This is a genomic window from Pseudomonas sp. MYb541 (genome assembly GCF_037479595.1).
GTDB classification, from domain to species: domain Bacteria; phylum Pseudomonadota; class Gammaproteobacteria; order Pseudomonadales; family Pseudomonadaceae; genus Aquipseudomonas; species Aquipseudomonas canadensis.
In genome coordinates this window covers 69,049-91,718 of the sequence record NZ_JBBGYS010000008.1, presented here as the reverse complement: position 1 = coordinate 91,718, position 22,670 = coordinate 69,049, and the positions used below count along the sequence as shown (strand labels likewise).

The 22,670-nt window shown below is 58.3% G+C and carries 20 protein-coding genes; 16 read left to right on the top strand and 4 right to left on the bottom strand.

Going from position 1 to position 22,670, the window contains the following annotated elements; all coding sequences use genetic code 11:
- Positions 1–95: 95 nt before the first annotated feature.
- Positions 96–1,385 carry a citrate synthase gene (gene gltA, locus WH299_RS07200; protein WP_028615712.1) on the bottom strand — a complete coding sequence of 430 codons (1,290 nt, stop codon included), beginning with the start codon at positions 1,383–1,385 and terminating at the stop codon, positions 96–98.
- Between the two features lie 364 nt (positions 1,386–1,749).
- Here gltA and sdhC point away from each other — a divergent pair, with 364 nt between their 5' ends.
- The 11 genes from sdhC to WH299_RS07145 all read left to right on the top strand — a co-directional run bounded on the left by sdhC (position 1,750) and on the right by WH299_RS07145 (position 15,810).
- On the top strand, positions 1,750–2,124 hold the full coding sequence (gene sdhC, locus WH299_RS07195; protein ID WP_003190005.1) for a succinate dehydrogenase, cytochrome b556 subunit: 375 nt from the start codon (positions 1,750–1,752) through the stop codon (positions 2,122–2,124).
- Positions 2,118–2,486 (top strand): succinate dehydrogenase, hydrophobic membrane anchor protein, encoded by a 369-nt coding sequence (gene sdhD / locus WH299_RS07190; RefSeq protein ID WP_003172805.1) that lies wholly within the window; start codon positions 2,118–2,120, stop codon positions 2,484–2,486. Before sdhC ends, sdhD begins: the two co-directional genes overlap by 7 nt.
- 3 nt (positions 2,487–2,489) lie before the next feature.
- Positions 2,490–4,262, top strand: a complete 1,773-nt coding sequence (gene sdhA / locus WH299_RS07185; RefSeq protein ID WP_122725258.1) for a succinate dehydrogenase flavoprotein subunit — start codon at positions 2,490–2,492, stop codon at positions 4,260–4,262.
- Between the two features lie 11 nt (positions 4,263–4,273).
- Entirely contained in the window at positions 4,274–4,978 is a 705-nt protein-coding gene (locus tag WH299_RS07180) for a succinate dehydrogenase iron-sulfur subunit (protein ID WP_003172807.1), read from the top strand.
- A gap of 262 nt (positions 4,979–5,240) precedes the next feature.
- Positions 5,241–8,072, top strand: a complete 2,832-nt coding sequence (locus tag WH299_RS07175) for a 2-oxoglutarate dehydrogenase E1 component (RefSeq protein ID WP_016979562.1) — start codon at positions 5,241–5,243, stop codon at positions 8,070–8,072.
- 44 nt (positions 8,073–8,116) lie between these two features.
- A complete protein-coding gene (odhB, locus tag WH299_RS07170; protein ID WP_339549932.1) occupies positions 8,117–9,337 on the top strand; it encodes a 2-oxoglutarate dehydrogenase complex dihydrolipoyllysine-residue succinyltransferase in 1,221 nt (406 codons plus the stop codon).
- 106 nt (positions 9,338–9,443) lie between these two features.
- Positions 9,444–10,880: a dihydrolipoyl dehydrogenase gene (lpdA, locus tag WH299_RS07165; RefSeq protein WP_122725266.1), complete on the top strand. Its 1,437-nt coding sequence runs from the start codon at positions 9,444–9,446 to the stop codon at positions 10,878–10,880.
- Between the two features lie 204 nt (positions 10,881–11,084).
- Entirely contained in the window at positions 11,085–12,251 is a 1,167-nt protein-coding gene (gene sucC, locus WH299_RS07160; RefSeq protein WP_016979559.1) for an ADP-forming succinate--CoA ligase subunit beta, read from the top strand.
- Positions 12,251–13,132, top strand: a complete 882-nt coding sequence (gene sucD, locus WH299_RS07155) for a succinate--CoA ligase subunit alpha (RefSeq protein WP_003210566.1) — start codon at positions 12,251–12,253, stop codon at positions 13,130–13,132. Before sucC ends, sucD begins: the two co-directional genes overlap by 1 nt.
- A 418-nt stretch (positions 13,133–13,550) precedes the next feature.
- Positions 13,551–14,864, top strand: a complete 1,314-nt coding sequence (brnQ, locus tag WH299_RS07150; RefSeq protein WP_123477008.1) for a branched-chain amino acid transport system II carrier protein — start codon at positions 13,551–13,553, stop codon at positions 14,862–14,864.
- 208 nt (positions 14,865–15,072) lie between these two features.
- On the top strand, positions 15,073–15,810 hold the full coding sequence (locus tag WH299_RS07145; RefSeq protein ID WP_122725269.1) for a DUF599 domain-containing protein: 738 nt from the start codon (positions 15,073–15,075) through the stop codon (positions 15,808–15,810).
- Positions 15,811–15,901: 91 nt separating this feature from the next.
- On the opposite strand, the gene WH299_RS07140 is transcribed toward WH299_RS07145, so the two are convergent.
- Complete coding sequence (locus tag WH299_RS07140; RefSeq protein ID WP_012723095.1) at positions 15,902–16,153, bottom strand: hypothetical protein; 252 nt, start codon at positions 16,151–16,153, stop codon at positions 15,902–15,904.
- A 156-nt stretch (positions 16,154–16,309) separates the two neighbouring features.
- Between WH299_RS07140 and WH299_RS07135 the strand changes: the two genes are divergently transcribed.
- The 4 genes from WH299_RS07135 (at position 16,310) to WH299_RS07120 (ending at position 20,018) form a co-directional block, all read left to right on the top strand.
- Positions 16,310–16,786, top strand: a complete 477-nt coding sequence (locus WH299_RS07135; protein WP_339549931.1) for a PaaI family thioesterase — start codon at positions 16,310–16,312, stop codon at positions 16,784–16,786.
- Positions 16,783–17,235 (top strand): PaaI family thioesterase, encoded by a 453-nt coding sequence (locus tag WH299_RS07130; protein ID WP_038850334.1) that lies wholly within the window; start codon positions 16,783–16,785, stop codon positions 17,233–17,235. Before WH299_RS07135 ends, WH299_RS07130 begins: the two co-directional genes overlap by 4 nt.
- Positions 17,236–17,324: 89 nt before the next feature.
- Positions 17,325–19,229 (top strand): molecular chaperone HtpG, encoded by a 1,905-nt coding sequence (htpG, locus tag WH299_RS07125; protein WP_122725505.1) that lies wholly within the window; start codon positions 17,325–17,327, stop codon positions 19,227–19,229.
- A 66-nt stretch (positions 19,230–19,295) separates the two neighbouring features.
- Positions 19,296–20,018: a dienelactone hydrolase family protein gene (locus WH299_RS07120; protein ID WP_339549930.1), complete on the top strand. Its 723-nt coding sequence runs from the start codon at positions 19,296–19,298 to the stop codon at positions 20,016–20,018.
- A gap of 64 nt (positions 20,019–20,082) precedes the next feature.
- Here the strand turns inward: WH299_RS07120 and WH299_RS07115 are convergent, their stop codons facing one another.
- Together WH299_RS07115 and WH299_RS07110 are read right to left on the bottom strand one after the other, a co-directional pair.
- Positions 20,083–20,949: a pirin family protein gene (locus WH299_RS07115; protein ID WP_339549929.1), complete on the bottom strand. Its 867-nt coding sequence runs from the start codon at positions 20,947–20,949 to the stop codon at positions 20,083–20,085.
- Between the two features lie 64 nt (positions 20,950–21,013).
- Complete coding sequence (locus WH299_RS07110; RefSeq protein ID WP_033897639.1) at positions 21,014–21,430, bottom strand: OsmC family protein; 417 nt, start codon at positions 21,428–21,430, stop codon at positions 21,014–21,016.
- Positions 21,431–21,570: 140 nt separating this feature from the next.
- Here WH299_RS07110 and WH299_RS07105 point away from each other — a divergent pair, with 140 nt between their 5' ends.
- Positions 21,571–22,593 (top strand): amidohydrolase family protein, encoded by a 1,023-nt coding sequence (locus WH299_RS07105; RefSeq protein WP_339549928.1) that lies wholly within the window; start codon positions 21,571–21,573, stop codon positions 22,591–22,593.
- Positions 22,594–22,670 lie beyond the last annotated feature (77 nt).

Here is a 22,670-nt window from a genome sequence, read left to right as displayed (position 1 = left end):
TTAGGGATTGATCTGACAAAACTGTTTCTCAAATCCTGCACAAATAAAAACGGCCTCCACTAAGGGAGGCCGTTTTCAGTGCAACTAAGCGATGCTTACTTGCGATCTTCCAGCTGGGTGATGTCGCGCGACTCGTAGCCGGTGTACAACTGGCGCGGGCGGCCAATCTTGTACGGGCTGGAGAGCATTTCTTTCCAGTGGGAGATCCAGCCCACGGTCCGCGCCAGGGCGAAGATCACGGTGAACATGCTGGTTGGAATGCCGATCGCCTTGAGGATGATCCCCGAGTAGAAGTCGACGTTCGGGTACAGCGAGCGTTCGATGAAGTACGGGTCGGTCAAAGCGATCTCTTCCAGGCGCATGGCCAGTTCGAGTTGCGGATCGTTCTTGATGCCCAGTTCCTTCAACACTTCGTCGCAGGTCTGCTTCATGACGGTAGCGCGTGGGTCGCGGTTCTTGTAGACCCGGTGACCGAAGCCCATCAACTTGAACGGATCGTTCTTGTCCTTGGCCTTGGCGATGAACTTGTCGATGTTCGAGACATCGCCGATTTCATCGAGCATGGTCAGTACGGCTTCGTTCGCGCCGCCGTGGGCAGGGCCCCAGAGTGCGGCGATACCGGCGGCGATACAGGCGAACGGGTTGGCACCCGAAGAACCTGCCAGGCGCACGGTAGAGGTGGAGGCGTTCTGCTCGTGGTCGGCGTGGAGGATGAAGATCCGGTCCATGGCCTTGGCAAGCGTCGGGCTGATCGGTTTGATCTCGCACGGCGTGTTGAACATCATGTGCAGGAAGTTTTCCGCGTACGTCAGGTCGTTGCGCGGGTACATCATGGGTTGGCCCATGGAGTACTTGTAAACCATTGCGGCCAGGGTCGGCATCTTGGCAACCAAGCGGATCGCGGAGATTTCGCGATGCTGCGGGTTATTGATGTCGAGGGAGTCGTGATAGAAGGCCGACAGGGCGCCGACCACGCCGCACATGACGGCCATCGGGTGGGCGTCGCGACGGAAGCCGTTGAAGAAGGTCTTCAACTGCTCGTGAACCATGGTGTGGTTCTTCACGGTGCTGACGAACTGGGCTTTCTGCTCGGCTGTTGGCAGCTCGCCATTTAGCAGCAGGTAGCAGGTTTCGAGGTAGTCCGATTTCTCAGCCAGTTGCTCGATCGGGTAGCCGCGATGCAGCAAAATGCCATTATCACCGTCGATGTAGGTGATCTTCGACTCGCAAGAGGCGGTCGACATGAAGCCTGGGTCGAATGTGAAACGGCCCGTGGCCGTCAGGCCCCGTACGTCGATAACATCGGGACCAACGGTGCCGGTTAAAATGGGCAGCTCGACGGGGGCTGCGCCCTCGATGATCAACTGCGCTTTTTTGTCAGCCATGTGGCCTCCTATTTATGCTTCAAATCATCAGACAGACCCCCCACGCAGGGCCCGCACCACTATATTGATATAAATCCAGATGTCAATTTGCCTAAAGTCTTGCAGCAGAAGGCTTTAACCGTACTTTTTCCTCGAAATTGCCTGCCATTTACGCCTTTTATTCCCCCAGCGCAATCCGCTATTAGGGTGAGGAGTGCGCGTTGTCATTAGTAACCTAACTGTCTATACTCGGCCACCGACCGCCAAGGGCTTTTGGGCTTGCTTTCATTGGGGGTCGCACTCCCTGGGTGGTGCTTACCTGACCAGTGCACTCCCCAACAACTTTGCCCTGATTGTTAGGGGCTCTTCAGTGTGAAAAAAAGCCGTGAATAGCCAACGACCTGTAAACCTAGACCTAAGGACCATCAAACTCCCCATCACCGGCGTTACGTCGTTCCTGCACCGTGTTTCCGGCATCATCCTGTTCCTGGGCTTGGGCATCATGCTTTATGCATTGAGCAAATCCCTGGGTTCCGAGGAAGGATACGCCGAGGTGAAGGCATGCTTGACCAGCCCGCTGGCCAAGTTCGTAGCATGGGGCCTCCTGTCTTCTCTTCTGTATCACCTGGTAGCCGGTGTGCGCCACTTGATCATGGACATGGGCATCGGTGAGACGCTGGAAGGCGGCCGCCTGGGCTCGAAAATCATCATCGCCATTTCCGTGGTGCTGATCGTTCTGGCAGGAGTTTGGATATGGTAACCAGCGTTACGAACCTTTCGCGTTCGGGCCTCTATGACTGGATGGCACAGCGTGTGTCTGCGGTCGTTCTCGCGGCTTATTTCATTTTCCTGATCGGATACCTCGTCGCAAACCCGGGCATCGGCTATGAGCAATGGCACGGCCTGTTTTCCCATAATGCGATGCGAATCTTCAGTCTGCTGGCCCTTGTTGCCCTGGGCGCACACGCCTGGGTAGGCATGTGGACCATCGCGACCGACTACCTGACGCCGATGGCGCTGGGCAAGTCCGCGACTGCAGTACGTTTCCTCTTCCAGGCAGTATGCGGCGTCGCGATGTTCGCTTACTTCGTCTGGGGTGTGCAGATTCTTTGGGGTATCTGATTCATGGCTAACATTCCAACTATTTCATTCGACGCCATCATTATTGGTGGCGGCGGTGCTGGCATGCGCGCTGCGCTGCAGCTGGCCCAGGGCGGTCACAAGACTGCCGTGATCACCAAGGTGTTCCCGACCCGTTCCCACACCGTATCGGCCCAGGGTGGCATCACCTGCGCCATCGCCTCCGCCGACCCGAACGATGACTGGCGCTGGCACATGTACGATACCGTCAAGGGTTCCGACTACATCGGTGACCAGGACGCGATCGAATACATGTGTCAGGAAGGCCCTGCTGCGGTGTTCGAGCTGGACCACATGGGTCTGCCGTTCTCCCGTACCGAGCAAGGCCGTATCTACCAGCGTCCATTCGGCGGCCAGTCGAAGGATTACGGTAAAGGCGGGCAGGCTGCCCGTACCTGCGCCGCTTCCGACCGTACCGGTCACGCGCTGTTGCACACCCTTTATCAGGGCAACCTGAAAGCCGGTACCACGTTCCTGAACGAGTACTACGCTGTCGACCTGGTGAAGAACGCACAAGGCGAGTTCGTCGGTGTAATCGCCATCTGCATCGAAACCGGTGAAACCACCTACATCCGCGCCAAGGCTACCGTGCTGGCGACCGGCGGTGCAGGCCGTATCTATGCGTCGACCACCAATGCCCTGATCAACACCGGTGACGGCGTCGGCATGGCACTGCGTGCTGGCGTACCGGTGCAAGACATCGAAATGTGGCAGTTCCACCCGACCGGTATCGCCGGCGCTGGTGTACTGGTTACAGAAGGTTGCCGTGGTGAAGGTGGTTACCTGATCAACAAGCACGGCGAGCGTTTCATGGAGCGTTATGCTCCGAACGCGAAAGACCTGGCGGGTCGTGACGTTGTGGCTCGTTCGATGGTTAAAGAGATCATCGCCGGTAACGGCTGTGGCCCGAATGGCGACCACGTACTGCTGAAGCTCGATCACTTGGGCGAAGAAGTACTGCACAGCCGTCTGCCAGGTATCTGTGAGCTGTCCAAGACCTTTGCTCACGTTGACCCGGTGGTTGCTCCGGTGCCGGTTGTTCCGACTTGCCACTACATGATGGGCGGCGTGCCGACCAACATTCATGGCCAGGCGATCACCCAGAACGCCGCAGGCGAGGACGAGATCATCCACGGTCTGTTCGCTGTAGGCGAAGTGGCGTGCGTATCGGTTCACGGCGCCAACCGCCTGGGCGGCAACTCGCTGCTCGACCTGGTGGTCTTCGGCCGTGCTGCTGGCCTGCACCTGGAAAAGGCGCTGACCGACGGTATCGAATACGACGACGCTACCGACGCCAACATCGAGGCCGCCCTGGCGCGCCTGAACGCTCTGAACGAGCGCACTGATGGCGAAGACGTGGCAACTCTGCGTCGCGAGCTGCAAAGCTGCATGCAGAACTACTTCGGTGTATTCCGTACCGGCGAATACATGCAGAAGGGTATCGCCCAGCTGGCTGACCTGCGCAAGCGCATCGCCAACGTCAAGATCAACGATAAGAGCCAGGCGTTCAACACCGCTCGTATCGAAGCCCTTGAACTGCAAAACCTGCTGGAAGTGGCCGAAGCGACTGCAATCGCCGCCGAGGTTCGTAAGGAATCTCGTGGTGCCCACGCCCGTGAAGACTTTGAAGATCGCGACGACGAAAACTGGTTGTGCCACACCCTGTACTTCCCGGGTGACAAGCGCGTGACCAAGCGTGCGGTGAACTTCTCGCCGAAGACGGTTCCGACGTTTGAACCGAAGATTCGGACTTACTAAGGGTGGCTGCCATGTTGAAAGTCAGTGTTTATCGCTACAACCCTGATCAGGACGCTGCGCCGTTCATGCAGGAATTCCAGGTCGATACCGGTGGTAAAGACCTGATGGTGCTGGATGTATTGGCACTGATCAAAGAGCAGGACGAAGGTTTCTCCTATCGTCGCTCTTGCCGTGAAGGTGTGTGCGGTTCCGACGGCATGAACATCAACGGCAAAAACGGCCTGGCGTGCATCACGCCGCTGTCCGCCGTGGTCAAAGGCAACAAGCTGATCGTTCGTCCACTGCCAGGTTTGCCGGTTATCCGTGACCTGGTCGTCGATATGAGCATCTTCTACAAGCAATACGAGAAAGTTAAGCCGTTCCTGCAGAACGACACGCCGGCTCCGGCCATCGAGCGTCTGCAGTCCCCGGAAGAGCGCGAGAAGCTCGACGGTCTGTACGAGTGCATCCTGTGCGCTTGCTGCTCGACTTCGTGCCCGTCCTTCTGGTGGAACCCGGACAAGTTCCTGGGCCCTGCTGCCCTGCTGCAAGCGTACCGCTTCCTGGCAGACAGCCGTGATACCAAGACGTCCGAGCGTTTGGCTTCGCTGGATGACCCGTTCAGCGTATTCCGCTGCCGCGGGATCATGAACTGCGTCAACGTATGTCCCAAAGGCCTGAACCCGACTAAGGCCATTGGTCACATCCGTAACATGCTGCTTCAGAGCGGCGTGTAACTGACGTTGTAGTAAAAGCAGGACCGTTGTGCCCGTAAATGCTACGGCGCAGGCTTCAACCGGCGCCGTAGTTTTAACTTGAGCAGCGACTTACAAAGCCGCGGCTCTTATTTTGAAGAAATGAGACAAGCAGGGGCATTCGGGTTGGTACCCGAACTATCAGCGTGATCCTAAGTGGCTTGTTTTGGTCGCTGCACTTGGCCTTTTGCAAGCAAACTCGGTGTTTTCGCCGGTGGTGTCCCCAAATCGAGGGTGACCAAGCATGCAAGAAAGCGTGATGCAGCGCATGTGGAACAGCGGCTATCTTTCAGGTGGTAACGCTGCCTATGTGGAAGAGCTTTATGAGCTCTACCTGCACGACCCTAACGCTGTGCCAGAAGAATGGCGCACCAAATTTCAGACGTTGTCTTCAGACGGCAACGCTGCCACCGATGTATCGCACGCAACGATTCGCGATCAATTTGTGCTGCTGGCAAAGAACCAGCGCCGCGCCCAACCGGTTTCCGCCGGGAGCGTGAGCAGTGAGCACGAGAAGAAGCAAGTTGAAGTATTGCGACTGATCCAGGCCTACCGGATGCGCGGCCACCAGGCGGCCCAGCTTGACCCGCTGGGGCTCTGGAAGCGTCCTGCACCTGCTGACCTGTCGATCAATCATTACGGCTTGACCAATGCCGATCTTGATACGACCTTCCGTGCCGGCGACCTGTTCATCGGCAAAGAGGAAGCGAGCCTACGCGAAATTCACGAAGCGTTGCAGCAGACATATTGCCGCACCATCGGCGCTGAGTTCACGCACATCACCGATTCCGAGCAACGCCACTGGTTCCAGCATCGCCTGGAAGGTGTGCGTGGTCGTCCGGTATTGTCCGCTGACGTACGCAGCCACCTGCTTGAGCGCGTAACCGCTGCCGAAGGCCTGGAAAAATACCTGGGTACCAAATACCCGGGCACCAAGCGTTTCGGCCTGGAAGGCGGCGAAAGCCTGATCCCGATGCTCGACGAGCTGATCCAGCGTTCCGGTTCCTACGGCACCAAGGAAATCGTGATCGGCATGGCCCACCGTGGTCGCCTGAACGTGTTGGTCAACACCTTCGGCAAGAACCCGCGTGAGCTGTTCGACGAATTCGAAGGCAAGAAGAAGGTCGAGTTGGGTTCCGGTGACGTTAAATACCACCAGGGCTTCTCGTCCAACGTGATGACCACCGGCGGTGAAGTTCACCTGGCCATGGCCTTCAACCCATCCCACCTGGAAATCGTTTCTCCGGTGGTCGAGGGTTCGGTCCGTGCTCGCCAGGATCGTCGTAACGACACCACCGGTGAAAAAGTTCTGCCAATTTCCATCCACGGTGACGCGGCATTCGCCGGTCAAGGCGTGGTCCTGGAAACGTTCCAGATGTCGCAGACACGCGGCTTCAAGACTGGCGGTACGGTTCACATCGTCATCAACAACCAGGTCGGTTTCACCATCAGCAACCCGCTGGACGCGCGCTCCACCGAGTACGCGACCGACGTTGCCAAGATGATCCAGGCGCCGATCCTCCATGTGAATGGTGATGATCCGGAAGCTGTGTTGTTCGTGACCCAGTTGGCCATTGACTACCGCATGCAGTTCAAGCGTGACGTCGTGATCGACCTGGTCTGCTACCGCCGTCGCGGTCACAACGAAGCTGACGAACCAAGCGGCACCCAGCCGTTGATGTACCAGCAAATCACCAAGCAGCGCACCACCCGTGAGCTTTACGCCGAAAGCCTGACCAAGGCCGGTGTGGTTGACGATGCGCGTGTTCAGGCCAAGGTCGATGAATACCGCAACGCGCTGGACAATGGTCTGCACGTAGTGAAAAGCCTGGTTAAAGAGCCGAACAAAGAGCTGTTCGTGGACTGGCGTCCGTACCTGGGCCACGCCTGGACTGCGCGTCACGACACCTCGTTCGATCTGAAAACCCTGCAGGAATTGTCCGCCAAGCTGTTGGAAATTCCAGAAGGCTTCGTGGTTCAGCGCCAAGTGGCGAAGATTTACGAAGACCGTCAGAAGATGCAAGCCGGCGGCCTGCCGATCAACTGGGGTTACGCCGAAACCATGGCGTACGCGACCCTGGCGTTCGAAGGTCACCCGATCCGCATGACCGGCCAGGACATCGGTCGTGGTACGTTCTCGCACCGTCACGCGGTATTGCACAACCAGAAAGACGCGGGCACCTACATCCCGTTGCAGAACCTGTACGAAGGCCAGCCACGTTTCGATCTGTACGATTCGTTCCTGTCCGAAGAAGCGGTTCTGGCGTTCGAATACGGTTACTCGACCACCACGCCAAACGCGCTGGTGATCTGGGAAGCCCAGTTCGGCGACTTCGCCAACGGCGCCCAAGTGGTAATCGACCAGTTCATCACCAGCGGCGAGCACAAGTGGGGTCGCCTGTGCGGTCTGACCATGCTGCTGCCACACGGTTATGAAGGTCAGGGTCCTGAGCACTCCTCGGCCCGTCTGGAGCGTTACCTGCAGCTGTGCGCCGAGCACAACATCCAGGTGTGCGTGCCGACTACCCCGGCCCAGATCTACCACTTGCTGCGTCGCCAGGTGATCCGCCCGCTGCGCAAGCCGCTGGTAGTGCTGACACCGAAGTCGCTGTTGCGTCATAAATTGGCCATCTCGACCCTGGAAGATCTGGCGGATGGTTCGTTCCAGACCGTTATTCCAGAAATCGACACGCTGGACGCAGCCAAGGTGACTCGCCTGGTCCTGTGCAGCGGCAAGGTCTACTACGACCTGCTGGAAAAACGTCGTGCCGAAGGCCGCGAAGACATCGCCATCGTGCGTATCGAGCAGCTTTACCCGTTCCCGGAAGACGACCTGATGGAGGCCATCGCGCCTTACACCAACCTCACCAACGTGGTGTGGTGCCAGGAAGAACCGATGAACCAGGGCGCGTGGTACAGCAGCCAGCATCACCTGCGTCGCAGCATGGGTAACCACAACAAGGCGCTGAACCTGGAGTACGCCGGTCGCGATGCTTCTGCTGCACCTGCATGTGGTTATGCGTCGATGCACGCCGAGCAGCAGGAAAAACTGCTGCAAGATGCTTTTACTGTTTAACGCCTTCGCGCTGACTGAAACCGAATTTTAAGGACACACAGATAATGGCTATCGAAATCAAAGCCCCGTCATTCCCGGAATCGGTTGCCGATGGCACCGTTGCCACTTGGCACAAGAAACCAGGCGACGCTGTAAAGCGTGACGACCTGATCGTTGACATCGAGACCGACAAAGTCGTGCTGGAAGTATTGGCCGAAGCTGACGGCGTGCTGGGCGCAATCGTTGCCGAAGAAGGCGCTACCGTTCTGTCGAACCAGGTACTGGGCTCGATCGAAGAGGGCGGCGCTGCTGCCGCTGCTCCTGCTGCTGCACCGGCAGCCGCCGCTGCTCCTGCCCCCGCTCCGGCTGCTGGCGCTGAAGACCCGATCGCTGCACCGGCTGCCCGTCAGTTGGCTGAAGAGAACGGCATCAACCTGGCGTCCGTCAAAGGCACCGGCAAAGACGGTCGCATCACCAAGGAAGACGTGGTTGCTGCTGTTGAAGCCAAGAAAAACGCTCCAGCTGCCGCACCTGCCAAGGCTGCTGCCCCGGCCGCCGCTGCTCCTGTGTTCGCCGCTGGCGACCGCACCGAGAAGCGCGTTCCGATGACTCGCGTACGTGCCACCGTAGCCAAGCGTCTGGTTGAAGCCCAGTCGAACATGGCGATGTTGACCACCTTCAACGAAGTCGACATGACCGAAGTCATGGCCCTGCGTTCGAAGTACAAGGATCTGTTCGAGAAGTCCCACAACGGCGTGCGCCTGGGCTTCATGTCCTTCTTCGTTAAAGCGGCCACCGAAGCGCTGAAACGCTTCCCGGCAGTCAACGCTTCCATCGACGGCAACGACATCGTTTACCATGGCTACGCCGACGTCGGCGTTGCCGTGTCCAGCGACCGTGGCCTGGTGGTTCCAGTACTGCGTAACGCCGAACTGATGAGCCTGGCTGAAATCGAAGGCGGCATCGCCACCTTCGGCAAGAAAGCCCGTGACGGCAAGCTGACCATCGACGAGATGACCGGCGGTACCTTCACCATCACCAACGGTGGTACCTTCGGTTCGATGATGTCGACGCCGATCGTCAACCCACCACAAGCGGCAATCCTGGGCATGCACAACATCATCCAGCGTCCGATGGCCATCAACGGCCAAGTCGTGATCCGCCCAATGATGTACCTGGCGCTGTCGTACGATCACCGCCTGATCGATGGTAAAGAAGCCGTGACTTTCCTGGTGACCATCAAGAACCTGCTGGAAGACCCGGCTCGTCTTCTTCTGGATATTTGATTGAAGCAGCTTCAAGTTGCGGGCTACAAGCTGCAAGTAAACGCAGTTTGGCTTGCAGCTTGAAGCTCCGAGCTTGAAGCTTGAAGCTAATAGAGGATCTATTTTCATGACACAGAAATTTGACGTCGTAGTGATTGGTGCAGGTCCTGGCGGCTACGTTGCTGCCATCAAGGCCGCACAACTGGGCCTCTCGACTGCTTGCATCGAAAAATACACCGACAAGGAAGGCAAACTGGCACTGGGCGGTACTTGCCTGAACGTCGGTTGCATTCCTTCCAAGGCGCTGCTGGACAGCTCCTGGAAATTCCACGAAGCCCAAGACGGCTTCGCGATCCACGGCATCAACCATGCTGGCGTGACCATGGACGTGCCAGCAATGGTCGGCCGTAAAGCCAACATCGTTAAAGGCCTGACTTCCGGCGTTGCCACCTTGTTCAAGGCCAACGGCGTGACTTCCCTGCAAGGCCACGGCAAGCTGCTGGCTGGCAAGAAAGTTGAAATCACCAAGCCAGACGGCTCGACCGAAATCATCGAAGCCGAGAACGTGATCCTGGCCCCAGGTTCGCGTCCAATCGACATCCCGCCTGCTCCAGTTGACCAGAACGTGATCGTTGATTCGACTGGCGCCCTGGAATTCCAAGCAGTACCTAAGCGCCTGGGCGTGATCGGCGCTGGCGTAATCGGCCTGGAGCTGGGTTCGGTATGGTCCCGCCTGGGTTCCGAAGTCACCGTGCTGGAAGCCCTGGACACGTTCCTGCTGGCTGCCGACACCGCTGTGTCCAAAGAAGCACTGAAAACCCTGACCAAACAAGGTCTGGACATCAAGCTGGGCGCTCGCGTGACCGGTTCGAAAGTCAACGGTGAAGAAGTTGTCGTCAACTACACCGACAAGGATGGTGAAAAAACCATCACTTTCGACAAGCTGATCGTAGCCGTGGGTCGCCGTCCAGTGACCACCGACCTGTTGGCTTCCGACAGCGGCGTGACCCTCGACGAGCGCGGTTATGTGCACGTTGACGATCACTGCGCGACCACCGTGCCTGGCGTCTACGCCATCGGCGACGTGGTGCGTGGCATGATGCTGGCGCACAAGGCTTCCGAAGAAGGCATCATGGTTGTCGAGCGCATCAAGGGCCACAAGACCCAGATGAACTACGACCTGATCCCATCGGTTATCTACACGCACCCGGAAATTGCATGGGTCGGCAAGAACGAACAGCAGTTGAAAGCTGAAGGCGTTGAAGTTAACGTCGGCACCTTCCCGTTCGCCGCTTCTGGCCGTGCCATGGCAGCCAACGACACCGGTGGTTTTGTCAAAGTCATCGCTGATGCCAAGACTGACCGCGTATTGGGCGTCCACGTGATTGGCCCAAGCGCTGCAGAACTGGTTCAGCAAGGCGCGATCGGTATGGAATTCGGCACCAGTGCCGAGGACCTGGGCATGATGGTCTTCTCCCATCCGACCCTGTCCGAAGCGCTGCATGAAGCCGCGTTGGCAGTGAATGGCGGCGCCATCCACATTGCCAACAAGAAGAAGCGCTAAGCGAGATAATAAGAAACCACGGCGGAGTTGCCCGTCGTGAGCCTTGCGCGCAAGACTCACCGCGGAATATCCGCTGGACGCAGTCTTGCGCAGCTTTACGGGCCTTGAGCCCCGCAAGTTGCGCAAGCAGCAGTCACAGGTGGCGCGGCACTCATAATGAGCGCAGCGCCGAATGCGCAGTACCTAACGAAGACGGTAAAAAGCATGAATCTTCACGAGTATCAGGGTAAGCAGCTGTTCGCTGAATACGGCCTGCCAGTTTCCAAGGGCTACGCAGTAGACACCCCGGAAGCAGCAGCAGAAGCTTGCGACAAAATCGGCGGCAGCGAGTGGGTTGTCAAAGCCCAGGTCCACGCCGGTGGTCGCGGTAAAGCGGGCGGCGTTAAGCTGGTTCGCAGCAAAGAAGACGCCAAGGCCTTCGCACAGCAGTGGCTGGGCAAGCGTCTGGTGACTTACCAGACTGATGCCAATGGCCAGCCAGTCACCAAGATCCTGGTTGAATCGTGCACTGATATCGCTAAAGAGCTGTACCTGGGCGCTGTCGTTGACCGTTCGAGCCGTCGCATCGTGTTCATGGCTTCCACCGAAGGTGGCGTGGACATTGAGAAGATCGCCGAAGAAACCCCAGAAAAAATTCTGAAAGCTACTATCGATCCACTGGTTGGCGCTCAGCCATTCCAGGGTCGCGAGCTGGCTTTCCAGCTGGGCCTGGAAGGTAAGCAAGTTGCCCAGTTCGCCAAGATCTTCGTCGGTCTGGCCAAACTGTTCCAGGATCACGATCTGGCCCTGCTGGAAGTGAACCCGCTGGTGATCAAGGCTGACGGCGATCTGCACTGCCTGGACGCCAAGATCAACATCGACGCCAACGCCATGTACCGTCAGCCTAAGCTGAAGACTTTCCACGATCCGTCGCAAGACGATCCGCGCGAAGCGCACGCTGCCAAGTTCGAACTGAACTACGTAGCCCTGGAAGGTAACATCGGCTGCATGGTCAACGGTGCTGGCCTGGCCATGGGTACCATGGACATCGTCAACCTGCATGGCGGCAAACCAGCCAACTTCCTCGATGTGGGCGGTGGTGCTACCAAAGAACGCGTAACCGAAGCCTTCAAGATCATCCTGTCCGACTCCAACGTCGCTGCAGTACTGGTCAACATCTTCGGCGGCATCGTTCGTTGCGACATGATTGCCGAAGGCATCATCGGTGCAGTGAAAGAAGTTGGCGTTAAAATCCCGGTTGTTGTTCGCCTTGAAGGTAACAACGCTGAACTGGGCGCTAAAGTACTGGCAGAAAGCGGTTTGAACATCATCGCGGCTACCAGCCTGACCGACGCTGCTCAACAAGTTGTCAAAGCTGCGGAGGGCAAATAATGAGCGTCCTGATCAATAAAGACACCAAAGTTATCTGCCAGGGTATTACCGGTTCGCAAGGTAGTTTCCACACCCAGCAAGCCATCGAATACGGCACCAAGATGGTTGGCGGCGTAACACCTGGTAAAGGCGGCACCGAGCACCTGGGCCTGCCAGTGTTCAACACCGTGAAAGATGCTGTAGCTGCCACTGGCGCCACCGCCAGCGTGATCTACGTTCCAGCTCCTTTCTGCAAGGACTCGATCCTGGAAGCAGCATTCGGCGGCATCAAGCTGATCGTTTGCATCACCGAAGGCATTCCTACCCTGGACATGCTGGACGCTAAGGTTAAGTGCGACGAGCTGGGCGTAGTCCTGATCGGCCCTAACTGCCCAGGCGTGATCACTCCAGGCGAATGCAAGATCGGCATCATGCCAGGTCACATTCACTTGCCAGGCAAAGTCGGTATCGTTTCCCGTTCCGGCACCCTGACCTACGAAGCTGTGAAGCAGACCACTGACGCCGGTTTCGGTCAGTCGACTTGCGTCGGCATCGGCGGTGACCCGATCCCAGGCTCGAACTTCATCGACATCCTGAAACTGTTCCAGGAAGACCCGAAGACCGAAGCGATCGTAATGATCGGTGAGATCGGCGGTTCGGCTGAAGAAGAAGCGGCTGCCTACATCAAGGCACACGTGACCAAGCCGGTTGTTTCCTACATCGCTGGTGTGACTGCCCCTGCTGGCAAGCGCATGGGCCATGCTGGCGCAATCATCTCTGGCGGCAAGGGCACTGCAGACGAGAAGTTTGCTGCCCTGGAAGACGCAGGCGTTAAAACCGTGCGTTCGCTGGCAGACATCGGCAAGGCTTTGTCCGAGCTGACCGGTTGGGCTGTCAAGTAAGCCTCGCGCTTAGCTGACGCTTCACCAACACAAAGGCCACCTTCGGGTGGCCTTTGTGCTTTCTGAGGTTTAATAAAGATCAAAATGTGGGAGGGGGCTTGCCCCCGATTGCAGTGGGTCAGTTAACAAATACAGTGACTGACACTTCGCCATCGGGGGCAAGCCCCCTCCCACATTTATCTGCATTGCCAGATTAAGTATGAAAACGCGACATAGAGATGTCGCTTATCGGACAGTCCGCCCCGCAACAGTGCGTTCGTCAGCCAATTTCTGTACCCTAGCCGCCTCTTTATGCGTGCGCATCCCAAAAGGAAGCCCCGCGCTAGACCGGTCGGCTCCCATAAGGGCCGGCAGTATTTCCCTCATCCATAGGGAATCCCTCTCTAAATTCCGATTCAGTAGTGTGGTATTTCCCGAAATGAAAGTGTTGAAAAGCCAGGATATCCTGGCGTTGGGCTTTATGACGTTTGCCCTGTTCGTGGGCGCCGGCAACATCATCTTCCCGCCTATCGTTGGTTTGCAGTCCGGACCTCACGTCTGGATGGCAGCGCTGGGCTTTCTGATCACGGCCGTCGGCCTGCCGGTGGTCACTGTGATCGCCCTGGCCAAGGTCGGCGGCGGTATGGACGCGTTGAGCAGCCCGATCGGCAAGATCGCCGGTGGCCTGCTGGCGGCGGCGGCGTATCTGGCGGTAGGGCCGCTGTTCGCCACCCCGCGTACCGCCACCGTGTCCTTTGAAGTGGGCCTGGCGCCGCTGACCGGCGAAAGCCCGCTGGCGTTGTTCCTCTACAGTTCGGTGTATTTCCTGGTGGTGTTCTTCGTTTCCCTGTACCCAGGTCGACTCTTGGATACCGTGGGTCGCTTCCTCGCCCCACTGAAGATCATTGCCTTGGCGATCCTCGGTATCGCTGCATTTGCCTTGCCGGCCGGTGAAGTGGGTGTCGCTACCCCGGAATATGTGGCCGCACCGTTTTCCCAAGGCTTTATCCAGGGCTACCTGACCATGGATACCCTGGGCGCCCTGGTGTTTGGTATCGTGATCGTCAATGCCATCCGCTCCCGTGGCGTCGAATCGCCGAAGCTCATCACCCGTTACGCCATCATTGCGGGCTTGATTGCCGGCGTGGGCCTGGCCCTGGTGTACTTCAGCCTGTTCCGCCTGGGCTCGGGCAGCCATGCCGTCGCCGCCGGCGCGAGCAACGGCGCAGCAGTGCTGCATGCTTACGTGCAACACACCTTCGGTTCCCTGGGCAGCGGCTTCCTGGCCGTGCTGATCTCCCTGGCATGCCTGGTCACCGCCGTAGGCCTGACCTGCGCCTGCGCCGAGTACTTCAGCCGTATCCTGCCGCTGTCCTACAAGGCCCTGGTGGTGATCCTGGCGCTGTTCTCGCTGTTCGTGTCCAACCTGGGCCTGACCAAGCTGATTGCCTTCTCGATCCCGGTACTCACTGCGATCTACCCGCCGTGCATCGTGCTGGTGGCGTTGAGCTTCTGCAAAGACTTCTGGCTGGAGCAGGGGCGCATCGTCGGTCCGGTGATGCTGGTGTCGTTTATCTTTGGTTGCATCGATGCGCTCAAGGGCGCTGGCCTCGCGGATTGGATGCCTGCGCAATTGGCCAACCTGCCGCTGAGCGAGCAGGGCCTGGCGTGGCTGGTGCCGTCGGTGATGACACTGGCTGTGGCGTTTGTGGTTGATCGTATGCTCGGCAAGCGTAGCGAAGCCATCGCTTAAACAACCGGATTTACGCTACAAGGAAATGCCTCGTATCAATCGATACGGGGCATTTTTTATGCTTATAGAACACGATCCTGTAGGAGCTGGCTTGCCAGCGATAGCGGTGTGTCAGCCAATGTATTCCGTGATTGATATGCTGCCATCGCCGGCAAGCCAGCTCCTACGATCGCTCGTGTTTGCCAAATCGCCGCTTAATAGGACCCGCATGTCGTTTATCGAAACCAATCAAATCCACCTGCTTGCCGCCCTCTGGTTCGTCCTGTGCTGGGGCGGCTACACCCGTTATGCCATCTGGAAAGCCCGCGACACGGCCTGCCTGGCCAGTGTGCTGCATCTGTATCGCGAAGACTGGATGCGCCGCATGCTGCTGCGCGACAACCGCATCGCCGACGCCAGTGTGATCGGCAACCTCGAGCGCAACGCCTCGTTCTTTGCTTCCAGTACCCTGATCATCCTCGCCGGTATTCTCACCGTGCTCGGGGCCTCGGAGCGCGCGGTGTCGTTGCTGGCGGATATCCCCATGGTGCAGCAGGCGTCCCAGGGCATGTCGGAGATCAAGTTGTTGTGCCTGGCGCTGGTGTTCGTCTACGCGTTCTTCACATTCAGCTGGTGCATGCGCCAGTACAACTTCGCGGCGGTGCTGGTGGGCTCGGCGCCGATGATCGGTGAGCGGCATGTGTCGGAACAGGAGCGCAATGCGTTTGCCCTGCGTGCGGCGCGGGTGATTTCCATGGCCGCCAACCAGTTCAACTTCGGCCTGCGCGCTTATTACTTCGGCATGACGATGCTGGCGTGGTTTATCAGCCCCTGGTTGTTCATGTTGATGAGCAGCGGGGTGGTGTTGGTGCTGTACCGTCGGGAGTTTCATTCCGACGTGCTGCAAGTGATGGTGTATACGCAAACGGACGCGCCGCCGCCGGAACCGGCTAAAGAAGTGGGCTAACTAAGGCCTCGAAATAGAAAACCCAGACAAAGTAAAGCCCGCTATCTAAGCGGGCTTTCTTTTTGCAGCCAGGCTATTTCAAGCCGCGGTCTCAAGAACCGGTGGCTGGGGTAGCAGGTGCTGCTTCTTTTGCGGCGGCTGCGTTCGATTCAGCCTGAGCTTTGGCAGCATCGGCGTTTTCTTTCGCCGCGTCGTTCACTTTATCCTGAGCCTTCGCCATATCTTTCTGAGCTTGCTCAGAGTGCGCGGCGGCGTCTTGGGCTTTGTCTTCGGATTTCTTGTCGCAGGCAGCGAGACCGAGGGCAGCGGCGAGCATCATGGAAATAGCTAAAGTCTTGCGCATGGGTGTTTCTCCTTATTGAAGATATCTACTGGCCTTTCGAGCATGGCGGTTCGGCATTAGTTCCTTTTATTCCATAGATATATAAATCGCTGACTAACCGGAACTTTTGCCCACCCACCCCTTCCGCGAATCAACACTAATAAGAGTCTGGAACGAATGACCGAAAATCCCCTGTTAGAGCGCGCGACGCGCTTTGTTTCGGCCTTGCGCCATTGTCAGGTGCTGGGCATTACCGCTCATCAGGCCAGCGAGGAGGGCATCACCTTGATCATGCCCTACGCCCCGCATTTAGTGGGTGATCCCCAGTCGGGGGTGATCCATGGCGGCGCGCTGACCTCCCTGATGGACACTGCCTGCGGCATGGCCACCCTGTGTGTGCTGCCAGAATTCGAAGTGTGCCCGACCCTCGACTTGCGCGTTGACTACATGCATCCCGCTGCGCCCCACAAACCCGTGTATGGCTTCGCCCAATGCTATCGGGTGACCACCGACGTCATCTTCACCCGCGGCTTTGCCTTCCAGGATGACCCCCAGCAACCCATCGCCCATGTGGTGGGCGCGTTCATGCGCATGGGCAAACGCCTCAGGGGCACACAAGGATTGGGCAGCGCGATAAAGGGAGAACAGGCATGACGCACCGATTCAAGACCCGCCTGGAACAGGCCCATGAGCGCGGTGATTACGAGGCGCTGCTCAACCTCATTCCTTACGCCAAGCTCATCGGCATTGAATGCACGCGGCTGGGGGATGAATTGCTGTTCCGCCTGCCGGCCAACAAGGACAATATTGGTAACCCCATATTGCCGGCGCTGCACGGCGGGGTGATTGCGGGCTTCATGGAACTGTCGGCGGCGCTGCACCTGCTGGTGTTCACGGGCGCGCCGGGCATCCCGAAAATCATCGACTTTTCCCTGGATTACCTGCGCGCCGGGCAGTTTCGCGACACCTATGCCAAATGCCAGGTGTGGCGCCAGGGTCGACGGGTGGCGAACGTGGCGATCACCGCCTGGCAGAGCACGGCCGCAGAACCTATCGCCACCGCTCGCGCGCATTTCAAGATCGAGGAGCAGAGCCGCCCTTGAAATCCTGGTCTTAGCCCCCAACTTTGATGACAACCCGCCGCCAACCCTCACGGGCGCGGCCACTGCCATCCAATTGGAGTTTGATGACCATGAGTGTGGAAACTCAAAAGGAAACCCTGGGCTTCCAGACCGAGGTGAAGCAACTGCTGCACCTCATGATCCATTCGCTGTATTCCAACAAGGAAATTTTCCTTCGCGAATTGATCTCGAACGCCTCTGACGCTGTCGACAAATTACGTTTCGAAGCCCTGTCCAAGCCTGAGTTGCTGGAAGGTGGCGCCGAACTGAAAATCCGTGTGAGCTTCGACAAGGACGCCAAGACCGTCACCCTCGAAGACAACGGCATTGGCATGAGCCGCGAAGACGCGATTACCCATTTGGGCACGATCGCCAAATCCGGTACCGCTGATTTCATGAAAAACCTGTCGGGCGACCAGAAGAAAGACTCGCACCTGATCGGCCAGTTCGGCGTGGGCTTCTACTCGGCCTTCATCGTCGCCGACCAAGTGGAAGTGTTCAGCCGCCGTGCCGGCCTCGACGCCAGCGAAGGCGTGCATTGGTCGTCCAAAGGTGAGGGCGAATTCGAAATCGCCACCATCGATAAGGCCGACCGTGGCACCCGTATCGTTCTGCACCTCAAAGACGGTGAAGACGAATTCGCCGATGGCTGGCGCCTGCGCAACATCGTCAAGAAGTACTCCGACCATATCGCCTTGCCGATCGAGCTGCCGAAAGAACAGGCGGCTGCCGAAGGCGAAGAGGCGCCTGCCCAGGAATGGGAAGTGGTCAACCGCGCCAGCGCGCTGTGGACCCGTCCGCGTACCGAGATCAAGGACGAGGAATACCAGGAGTTCTACAAGCACATCGGTCACGACTACGAAAACCCGCTGAGCTGGAGCCACAACAAGGTCGAAGGCAAGTTGGAATACAGCTCGCTGCTCTACGTACCGGCCCGTGCCCCGTTCGACCTGTACCAGCGTGAAGCGCCGAAAGGCCTGAAGTTGTACGTACAGCGCGTGTTCGTGATGGACCAGGCGGAATCCTTCCTGCCGTTGTACCTGCGCTTCATCAAAGGTGTGGTCGACTCCAACGATTTGTCTCTGAACGTGTCGCGGGAAATCCTGCAGAAAGACCCGATCATCGACTCCATGAAGTCGGCGCTGACCAAGCGTGTACTCGACATGCTGGAAAAACTGGCGAAGAACGAGCCTGAGCAATACAAAGGCTTCTGGAAAAACTTCGGCCAGGTCATGAAAGAAGGCCCGGCGGAAGATTTTGCCAACAAAGAAAAAATCGCTGGTTTGCTGCGTTTTGCTTCGACTCACGAAGAAGGCGGCGAGCAAGTGGTGTCCCTGGCCGAATACCTGGCACGCGCCAAGGAAGGTCAGGACAAGATCTACTACCTGACCGGCGAAACCTACGCTCAGGTCAAAAACAGCCCGCACCTGGAAGTCTTCCGCAAGAAAGGCATCGAAGTGCTGCTGCTGACCGACCGTATCGATGAGTGGCTGATGAGCTACCTCAACGAGTTCGACGGCAAATCCTTCGTCGACGTGGCCCGCGGTGACCTGGACCTGGGTAACCTGGACTCCGAAGAAGAGAAGAAAGAAGCCGAAGAAGTCGCCAAGGCCAAAGAGGGCCTGGTTGAGCGGATCAAGGCGTCCCTGGGCGAGGCTGTCAGCGAAGTGCGGGTTTCCCACCGTCTGACCGACTCCCCGGCGATCCTGGCCATCGGCGAAGCGGACTTGGGCATGCAAATGCGCCAGATCCTCGAAGCCAGCGGCCAGAAGGTGCCGGATTCCAAGCCGATCTTCGAATTCAACCCGGCTCACCCGCTGATCGAGAAACTCGACGGCGAGCAAAGCGAAGAGCGGTTTGGCGACCTGTCGCACATCCTCTTCGACCAAGCGGCCCTGGCCGCTGGCGACAGCTTGAAAGACCCGGCCGCCTATGTGCGCCGCCTGAACAAGCTGTTGGTTGAACTGTCGGTTTGACCCTGACGTAGAAAAACCCGCTTCGGCGGGTTTTTTCGTTCTAGTGCACCTCAACTGGAGTAAATGATGAGCCAAGTCACAGTACGTTCCGTGGTCTATCAGATTGATGGCCAGTCTTACGAAAGCCGTCTCGCGTTCGATGCCAGCCACAAGGGCCCGCTGCCGGGCCTGCTGATGGCGCCGAACTGGATGGGAGTGAGTGCGGGTGCCGAAGAAATCGCCAAGAGCGTGGCCAGCAAGGGCTATATGGTGCTGATTGCCGATTTGTACGGACAGACCGTGCGTCCGTCGAATGGCGATGAAGCCGGTGCGGCGATGATGCCATTGAAGAATGACAACCCGAAGCTGCTCAAGCTCATGCAAGCAGCGTTTGAGCAACTACAGGGCCAGGCTGAGGTGGATACCTCGAAATTGGCGACCTTCGGCTTTTGCTTCGGCGGCTTCTGCTCGCTGGAACTGGCGCGGACCGGTGCATCCTTGAAGGCGGCCGTTTCGTTCCACGGCACCATCGACACCCAGAACCCGGCCGGTGCCCAGCACATCAAGGGTTCAGTGCTGGTGCTGCATGGCGCGTCCGACCCACTGGTGCCGAAAGCGCAACTGCCTGCCTTCGAAGATGAAATGAACGCGGCCGGTGTGGATTGGCAACTGCTGAGCTACGGCGGCGCGGTGCATTCGTTCACCGACCCGCATGCGAATGTGCCGGGCAAGATGATGTATGACGCGAAGACCTCTGCGCGGGCGTTCCAGTCGATGCATAACTTGCTGGATGAAGTGTTCAAGGGCTGATGGCCTCATCACTGGCAAGCCAGCCCCTACACAATCCCTGTAGGAGCCGGCTTGCCGGCGATAGCTACCTCATCGGCAACTCAATTCTTTCAGACTCACCCGGCACCGTCGGCCAATCCCCAGCCGCCCAGCGTTGCCTGGCCTGTTCAATCGCTGCCGGATCACTCGCGACAAAATTCCAGTTGATCCGCCGCGGCCCATCCAGCAGCGCGCCGCCAAATACCACCAAGTGGCAATCGCTCTCGGCGAACAGCGTCATCTCCTGTCCGGCGGGCAAGACCACCAGGCTGTGTACCTCAAGCGCCTCACCGTCCAACTGCGCTTCACCCTCCAGCACATACACCGCACGTTCCTCATGCTCATCCGGAATCAGCAGCGTCGTGGCCGTCTGCATCTGTACCTCGGCGTACAGGGTGGGCGACAGTACCGGCACCGGCGACTTGAGGCAAAACCCATTTCCCGCGATCAAGCGGATCTGCACGCCCAGATTGTCACTCACCGGCAGGCTGGCTGCCGGGTGATGGCTGTAATGTCCCGGCCCTGTCTCGTGGTCCTTGGGTGAGGCCAGCCACACTTGCAACCCATGCAGGCTAAAACCGCTGGCCTTGAGCGGCTCAGGGGTGCGTTCGACATGGGCAATCGCGCTGCCGGCCGTCATCCAGCTCACATCACCGGCCTGCACCACCTGATCCGAACCCAGGCTGTCCTTGTGCTGCAGCGCACCTTCAAACAAATAGGTGAGGGTCGACAGCCCGATATGCGGATGCTGGCGGATATTCATGCCATCGCCCGGTGCATAACGAGTGAGCAGCATATGGTCGAAGAACACAAAAGGCCCGACGCTGCGGCATTCCCGCGACGGCAGCGGGCGCAGGATCGGTTGGCCTTCGACATCTTCGGGGCGAGGGCGGATCACGGTGAGGGTGGTCATGGTGCGTCCCAGTCTGAGCGGGTTAGATGCTGCTGAGCATAACCCGCTCGGTAGGATGTTGCCGCTATTGGCTGAAGGCGCCTTCCGATAGCTTTGTCTCGATGGTGACTTCAGCGGTGGTCATCAGCTTGTGCACCGGGCAGCGATCTGCCACACGGTGCAGTTCGTCGCGTTGCTCGTCGGTGAGCACGCCCTTGAGCGTCAGCTTGACGTTGAGCTTGTATTTGCCCTTTTGCTCTTCGGTGGCGTCGTGGGTGACTTCCACCGTCACGCCGGTCAGCGGGATGTCTTTCTTCTGCGCGTAGAGCTTGACCGTCAGCGCTTTGCACGACGCCAGCGCGGCATCGAAGTAGTCATGGGGGGAGGGCGCCGAATCGTCGCCGCCCAGGCTTTTGGGCAGGTCGGTAAACAACTCATGGTTATTGATATTGACGCTATGACGGAAGTTGTCCTGGTTCAGGGTATTCACGGTAACAGGCATGGTAAACCTCACAAGGTGGCAGGATGAAGGTCATGCAGTTATAGAGCATGCTGGCACTTCAGTGTTCCGCGTTTTTTGCCGGATGAACCCTGGCAGCGTGAGCAAGGTCTACCCGTATCAGCCCTTATCGAGGTTTTATCGTGCCCTTGACCCGCCTGACGCTTGCCCTGTTGCTCACCGCCAGCAGCCTTGCTGCGCAGGCCCGCGACTATGCCTACAGCGACGCGCACCTGCATTACGTGGATTTCTTCCAGGAAACCGCGGGCATGGACAAGCTGCTCAAGGCCATGGCCGACAGCCGCATCGAGCATGTGATGATTTCCGGTATCCCGGTCGCCAAGAAATGGCACGAAGACGAACCCAAGCGGCCGCGTTACTACGCTGGTGATGATGCCGATGCCTACTGGTACAGCGCCACCGATGTGATTGTGGCCGCAGCGGTCAATAAACTGAGCCCAGAGCAACGCCAGTATTTTCATCCGTTCCTGTCCGGCTTCAATCCCAACGACAAGAACTCCGCCGCCCATATCCAGCGCATGCTCGACCTCAATCCGGGGCTCTGGCAGGGCATCGGCGAAGTCTTCACGCGTCATGACGACCTCACGGCCATCACCGCAGGCGACACCCCGCGTGCCAATAACGAAGCCATGACCCGCATCTATCACCTGGCGGCAGAAAACGACCTGCCGGTGATGCTGCACTCCAACATCACCTCCAAGCGCGAGCGCAATCCGCTGTACCTGGCTGAAGTGGAAGAGCCGCTGCGCAATCATCCGCACACCCGCTTTATCTGGGCCCACGCCGGCACCAGCAAGGAAATCCATCGTCATCAGGTGCAGATGGACTTTTTGCTGCCGACCTTGAGCCGTCTGTTGGAGGCTTATCCCAACCTGTATGTCGACCTGTCCTGGAGCATGCTCACCCCGTATCTGCTGGATGATGCCGGTCAGCCCCGCCCCGAGTGGGTAGAGCTGGTGGAACGCTTCCCGGAACGCTTTATGTTGGGTTCGGACGTAGTAGGGCGTTTCAATAAATTGGGTAAGGAAATGCGCCGCTTCGATCCCTTTTTGGATGCCTTGCCTGAGGACGTTGCGCACAAAGTGGCGCGGGACAACTTCCTGGCGATCCTGCCTAAAGCTACCCGCGATGGTATGGCGCGTTGATATCGCGTTTTCGTCTTACGCAAAGAAGGTAATAGGCCGATACCTTTCAAGAGCCAGCTGCAAATGGATGCAGCGCA